The organism is Mycobacterium sp., assembly GCF_052145595.1.
Lineage (GTDB): Bacteria > Actinomycetota > Actinomycetes > Mycobacteriales > Mycobacteriaceae > Mycobacterium.
This window is the reverse complement of the sequence record NZ_JBKQOI010000106.1, coordinates 1-5,582: the sequence shown is the minus strand read 5'-3', so window position 1 is coordinate 5,582 and position 5,582 is coordinate 1. Positions and strand designations below refer to the sequence as shown.

Below are 5,582 nucleotides of genomic sequence, written 5' to 3'. Positions count from 1 at the left end.
ACTGCATCTGCGCGGCGGCGGCCAAACGGCGCTACCTGGGCAAGCTTTCCGGTCCCTTGCTGGATCGGGTGGACCTGCGGGTGCAGATGCATCCGGTACGTGCGGGGGCGTTCTCGGCCACCGACGCTGAATCGACGGCGCAGGTGCGCCACCGGGTCGCGCTGGCCCGCGACGCGGCCGCCGAGCGTTGGCAGCCACACGGATTTCGCACCAATGCCGAAGTCAGCGGGGCGCTGTTGCGGCGAAAGTTCCGTCCCAGCAACGCCGTGATGGCCCCGCTGCGTACGGCGCTGGACCGTGGGCTGCTCAGCATCCGCGGTCTGGACCGCACGTTGCGGGTCGCGTGGAGCCTGGCCGACTTGGCCGGCCGAGGATCGCCTGGGCCCGACGAAGTTGCCGCCGCGCTCAGCTTCCGGCAACCGGGAGCGCAGCGATGACGACAGCGGCCGATGATCCGATATTGCGGGCGTGGGCTTACCTGTCCCGGGTGGCCGAACCACCCTGCCCTGAACTTGCCGCCCTGGTGCAGCGTGTCGGTCCGGTGGAGGCGGCCGATCGAATCCGGCGCGGGCTGGTGGATGATTACCTGGCACGGCATACCGAGGCCCGGCGCGAAATAGACCGAGCCGCAGCGGATCTCGAGCTGCTCGCCAGCCGCGGAGGACGACTGATCACACCCGACTGCGACGAGTGGCCGCTGCTGGCCTTCGCCGCGTTCGGTAGCACCAGGGCAAGGCCTGGCGGCGGGCCGCCGATGGTGTTGTGGGCGCTGGGTCCCGGACGCCTGGACGAGGTGGCGCACCGTGCGGCCGCTCTGGTCGGAACCCGGGCTTCGACCGCATACGGCGAGCAGATAGCCGCCGATCTGGCGGCCGGGCTGGTTGAGCGCGACGTCGCGGTGGTCTCCGGCGGCGCCTACGGCATCGACGGCGCAGCACACCGCGCAGCGCTGGCCTGCGACGGAACCACCACGGCCGTCCTCGCCGGCGGACTCGACATCCCGTATCCGGCCGGTCATTCAGCACTGCTGCATCGCATCGGCCAACTGGGCCTGCTGTTCACCGAATATCCGCCGGGCGTCCGGCCGGCCCGACACCGGTTTCTGACGCGAAATCGCCTGGTCGCCGGCGTCGCGGGGGCCGCGGTGGTAGTCGAAGCGGGCCTGCGCAGCGGTGCCGCGAACACCGCCGCCTGGGCGCGGGCCCTGGGCCGGGTGGTGGCCGCGGTGCCCGGACCCGTGACATCGTCGGCCTCGGCGGGGTGTCATGCGCTGCTGCGCAACGGCGCGGAGCTGGTCACCCGGGCCGACGACATCGTCGAGCTCGTCGGTCGCATCGGTGAGTTGGCACCCGAAGAGCCGCACCCGACGACGGCGCTCGACGGTTTAAGCGGGGTCGAGCGTCGGGTGTATGAGGCGTTGCCGGGCCGCGGCGCCGCCACGGTCGACGAGATCGCGGTCGCATCGGGGCTGGCGCCCCAGCAGGTGCTCGGGCCGCTGGCGATCCTCGAGGTGACCGGTTTGGCGCAGCGCCAAGACGGGCGGTGGCGAATTGTCCGCGCCGCCGCCGGCCAAGCTGGCGCCCAGACTTTCGAGGCGCGGCTCGTATAGTCGACGGGGGGTCGGGTCTGGACAGGAGGATAAGTGGCAGGTCGACCTCTGCAGAGCTTCGAAGTTGTCCGTACCCAACAAATCGCTCCGCACATGGTCCGGGTAGTGCTGGGGAGCAGTCATTTCGACACGTTCGTGCCCAGCAAGTTCACCGATTCTTACGTCAAGCTGGTTTTCGTTGCCGATGGTGTCGACGTGGCCGGGTTGCCCCAGCCGTTGACGCTGGACAGCTTCGGCGGCCTACCCCCCGAGAACAGGCCTTCGGTACGGACCATGACGGTCCGTCACGTCGACGTTGCGGCCCGGGAGATAGTGGTGGACATCGTGGTGCACGGCGAGCACGGGATAGCGGGCACCTGGGCCGCGTCGGCTCAACCGGGCCAGCCGATCTATCTGATGGGGCCCGGCGGCGCCTACACCCCCGACCCGGCCGCGGATTGGCATCTGCTGGCCGGTGACGAATCGGCGCTACCGGCCATCGCCACCGCGCTGGAAGCCTTGCCCGCCAATGCGATCGGCAAGGCGTTCATCGAAGTGGCGGGTCAAGAAGACGAGATCCCTTTGATCGCACCGGAGTCCGTGGAGGTGACCTGGGTCTATCGCGGTGGCCGCGCCGATCTGGTTCCCGAGGAGCGCGCCGGCGATTACGCACCGCTGATCGAGGCGGTCACCGCGGCCCAGTGGCTGCCGGGGCAGGTGCACGTTTTCATCCACGGTGAAGCGCAAACCGTGATGCACAACTTGCGGCCGTACGTCCGCAAAGAGCGCGGTGTGGATGCGAAGTGGGCGTCGTCGATCTCTGGTTATTGGCGGCGCGGCCGCACCGAAGAGACGTTTCGGCAGTGGAAGAGTGAACTGGCCGAGGCAGAGGCAGGGGCTTGACGTGGCGTTCGGCGACTACCAGAACGAGATCTACCTGCAAGGCCTGGCCGGAGTGGTGCCATCGCTGCCGATGGTCTTCGCGGAGTTGGAGGCCAAGGCCCAGCTGGCGTTGCCGCCGTCGATCTGGTCCTACGTAGCCGGCGGAGCCGGCGACGAGCGCACGCAACGGGCCAACTGCGAGGTATTCCAGCGGTGGGGTCTCATCCCGCGCATGTTCGTCGGCGCCGCAAAACGCGACCTGTCGGTTGAGCTGTTCGGTCAGAGCGTGCCGGCCCCGGTGTTCATGGCGCCGATCGGCGTCATCGGCCTGTGCGCCCAGGACGGTCACGGCGACCTGGCCACCGCACGCGCGGGCGCCCGCACCGGCGTCCCCATGGTGGCCTCCACATTGTCGGTCGACCCCATGGAAGACATCGCCGCCGCCTTGGGCGATACCCCCGGGTTCTTCCAGCTGTACACACCGACCGACCGCGAGCTGGCCGCCAGCTTCGTTCATCGTGCCGAGGCGGCCGGCTTCAAGGGCATCGTCGTCACCCTCGACACCTGGGTCACCGGCTGGCGTCCGCGCGACTTGAGCACGTCGAACTTCCCCCAGTTGCGCGGGCACTGCCTGAGCAACTACACCAGCGACCCGGTGTTCCGCGCCAGCCTGCAACGCCCGCCGGAGGAGGACCCGCAGGGTGCGGTGCTGCGCTGGGCGCAAGTCTTCGGGGCGCCGCTGACCTGGGACGACCTCCCATGGCTGCGGTCGCTGACCGACCTGCCACTGCTGGTCAAGGGCATCTGCCACCCGGACGACGCACGCCGCGCCAAGGACGGCGGCGTCGACGGCATCTACTGCTCCAACCACGGTGGCCGGCAAGCCAACGGCGGCCTGCCCGCGCTGGATTGCCTGCCGGCAGTTGTCGAGGCGGCCGACGGCCTGCCGGTCTGGTTCGACTCGGGAATACGCAGCGGCGCCGATGTCGTCAAGGCGCTCGCGCTGGGCGCGACCGCGGTGGGCATCGGCCGGCCGTACGCGTACGGCTTGGCGCTGGGGGGTGTCGACGGCATTGTGCACGTGCTGCGCGCGATGCTCGCCGAAGCGGACCTGATCATGGCCGTTGACGGCTATCCCACGCGCAAAGATCTCACCCCGGAAACACTTCGGCGCGTCGGCTGAGTCGGGCCCACGGCGCCTGCGAACGTGGAGCCGTGGACGCGGTCCTCGACGAGTTCGACGAATACCTCGAACTGCAATGCGGTCGTTCGGCGCACACCCGTCGGGCGTATCTGGGCGACCTGCACTCCCTGTTCGCGTTTCTCGACGGCCAACGAAACGGGGCGGGAATCGGCCTGGACGGCCTGAGCCTGCCGGTGCTGCGCTCGTGGTTGTCAGCCGCGGCTGCGGCCGGCGCGGCCCGCACAACGTTGGCCCGTCGCACCTCGGCGGTCAAAGCATTCACCGCATGGGCGGCGCGGCGCGGCCTGCTCACGGGGGATCCGGCCGCTCGGCTGCAAGTGCCGAAGGCGCACCGCACGCTGCCGGCGGTGCTGCGCCAGGATCAGGCGCTACAGGCCATGGCGGCGGCGAAATCCGGTGCCGAGCAAGGTGATCCGCTGGCTTTGCGCGACCGGTTGATTGTCGAGATGCTGTATGCCACCGGCATCCGGGTGAGCGAGCTGTGCGGCCTGGACATCGACGATGTGGACACCCGGTATCGGCTGGTGCGTGTCCTGGGTAAGGGCAACAAGCAACGCACCGCGCCGTTTGGGCTGCCGGCCGCGGACGCGCTTAGCGCCTGGCTGGCCGATGGGCGTCCCGCTCTGGTGACCGCCGAGTCCGGGCCGGCGCTGCTGCTGGGCGCGCGAGGCCGGCGGCTGGACGTGCGGCAGGCGCGCACTGTCGTGCACCAGACCGTCGCCGCAGTGGACGGCGCACCCGACATGGGACCGCACGGGCTGCGGCACAGCGCGGCCACACACCTGCTCGAAGGCGGGGCCGACCTGCGGGTCGTCCAGGAGTTGCTCGGCCATTCCAGCCTTGCGACCACCCAGCTCTATACCCACGTCGCGGTCTCTCGGCTGCGAGCGGTGCACGACCAGGCCCACCCGCGGGCCTAGCCGTCCAGCGGTTTGAGCCGGACCGGAGTGGATTTCAGCAGGCCGAGTGGGTCGACATAGTCGGCACCCGAAGCCGGACCCCACATCGCACCCCAGTGCAAACAGGCAGGGGCCCGGCACCCGGCGTGCCCGGCCGCCAACTCGCCGAGCACGGACTGCGCCGTCACCGTCTGGCCGGCCCGGACGGCCGCCCGTACCGGCTCATAGCTGGTGCGCAATCCGCCGGCATGGGCCAGCGACACCACCGGCCGCCCGGCCAGCAGCCCGGCGAACACCACCGTTGCCGTACCGGCGGCATACACCGGCTGACCAGGAGTGCCGGGCAGGTCCACGCCCCGGTGACCGGGATTCCAGTCGGGTGACGGGGCGTCGAATCCCCGGACGACCGCCGGGGGCGGCCGCAACGGCCAATCCAGCCGCGCGTCGTCCGCGACCGCCGGCGACGCGCTGACCAGGCCGACGCCCAGCACCAGCATCATCCACCGCACGCATTGAGTTCAGCGCGGCGCCGGCAACGAGGCCAACCGCCTCGACCCGTTCTGTGCACGACGACACCACTGTGGAAAAACCACCTGCTGAGTCGGTGTAAACTCCTGGTCGCAGCTCGTTCGCGGGCTGACTTCGCGCGCCTGCACCGCACCTCCCGTTCCTCTAGGAGTTCGCACCGCATGCCGGGCGGTCCCGTAACAGGGTCCGGCATCGCAGCAGACGCCAGGGCCCGGCCTCAGCCGATGCCGGGCGACAACCGACCACAGGTAAGGCACAAGCATGGCCGTAGTCACCATGAAGCAGCTGCTTGACAGCGGCACCCACTTCGGGCATCAGACCCGTCGCTGGAATCCCAAGATGAAGCGGTTCATTTTCACCGACCGCAACGGCATCTACATCATCGACCTGCAGCAGACGCTGACCTTCATCGACAAGGCGTACGAGTTCGTCAAGGAGACCGTCGCCCACGGTGGCAGCGTGCTGTTCGTCGGCACCAAGA

At 69.5% G+C, this 5,582-nt stretch carries 6 protein-coding genes and 1 pseudogene; 6 read left to right on the top strand and 1 reads right to left on the bottom strand.

Features of this window, described 5'->3' with window-relative positions; translation table 11 throughout:
- The 5 genes from ACLP4W_RS09585 to ACLP4W_RS09565 form a co-directional block, all read left to right on the top strand.
- The coding region (locus ACLP4W_RS09585; RefSeq protein ID WP_442385903.1) for an ATP-binding protein at positions 1-437 on the top strand (437 nt) is incomplete at its 5' end.
- The gene (gene dprA, locus ACLP4W_RS09580; protein WP_442385902.1) at positions 434-1,609 is read left to right on the top strand and encodes a DNA-processing protein DprA; all 1,176 of its coding nucleotides are present in this window, start codon (positions 434-436) and stop codon (positions 1,607-1,609) included. The genes ACLP4W_RS09585 and dprA, both read left to right, overlap by 4 nt.
- A gap of 33 nt (positions 1,610-1,642) precedes the next feature.
- Complete coding sequence (locus ACLP4W_RS09575) at positions 1,643-2,491, top strand: siderophore-interacting protein (protein WP_442385901.1); 849 nt, start codon at positions 1,643-1,645, stop codon at positions 2,489-2,491.
- A 1-nt stretch (position 2,492) separates the two neighbouring features.
- Positions 2,493-3,653 (top strand): lactate 2-monooxygenase, encoded by a 1,161-nt coding sequence (locus ACLP4W_RS09570; RefSeq protein ID WP_442385900.1) that lies wholly within the window; start codon positions 2,493-2,495, stop codon positions 3,651-3,653.
- 32 nt (positions 3,654-3,685) lie between these two features.
- Positions 3,686-4,594, top strand: coding sequence for a tyrosine recombinase XerC (locus ACLP4W_RS09565; protein WP_442385899.1), 909 nt, complete (start codon positions 3,686-3,688; stop codon positions 4,592-4,594).
- Between the two features lie 5 nt (positions 4,595-4,599).
- Here the strand turns inward: ACLP4W_RS09565 and ACLP4W_RS09560 are convergent.
- Positions 4,600-5,043: pseudogene (locus tag ACLP4W_RS09560) on the bottom strand (M23 family metallopeptidase); the annotation flags it as partial.
- Between the two features lie 319 nt (positions 5,044-5,362).
- On the opposite strand from ACLP4W_RS09560, the gene rpsB reads away from it, so the two are divergent.
- Positions 5,363-5,582, top strand: a 220-nt coding sequence (gene rpsB / locus ACLP4W_RS09555; protein ID WP_442385898.1) for a 30S ribosomal protein S2, incomplete at its 3' end; no start/stop codon positions are given.

Coding starts and splice junctions, on each gene's coding strand:
- dprA (WP_442385902.1), top strand. CDS start 434: ATGACGACAGCGGCCGATGATCCGATATTGCGGGCGTGGGCTTACCTG.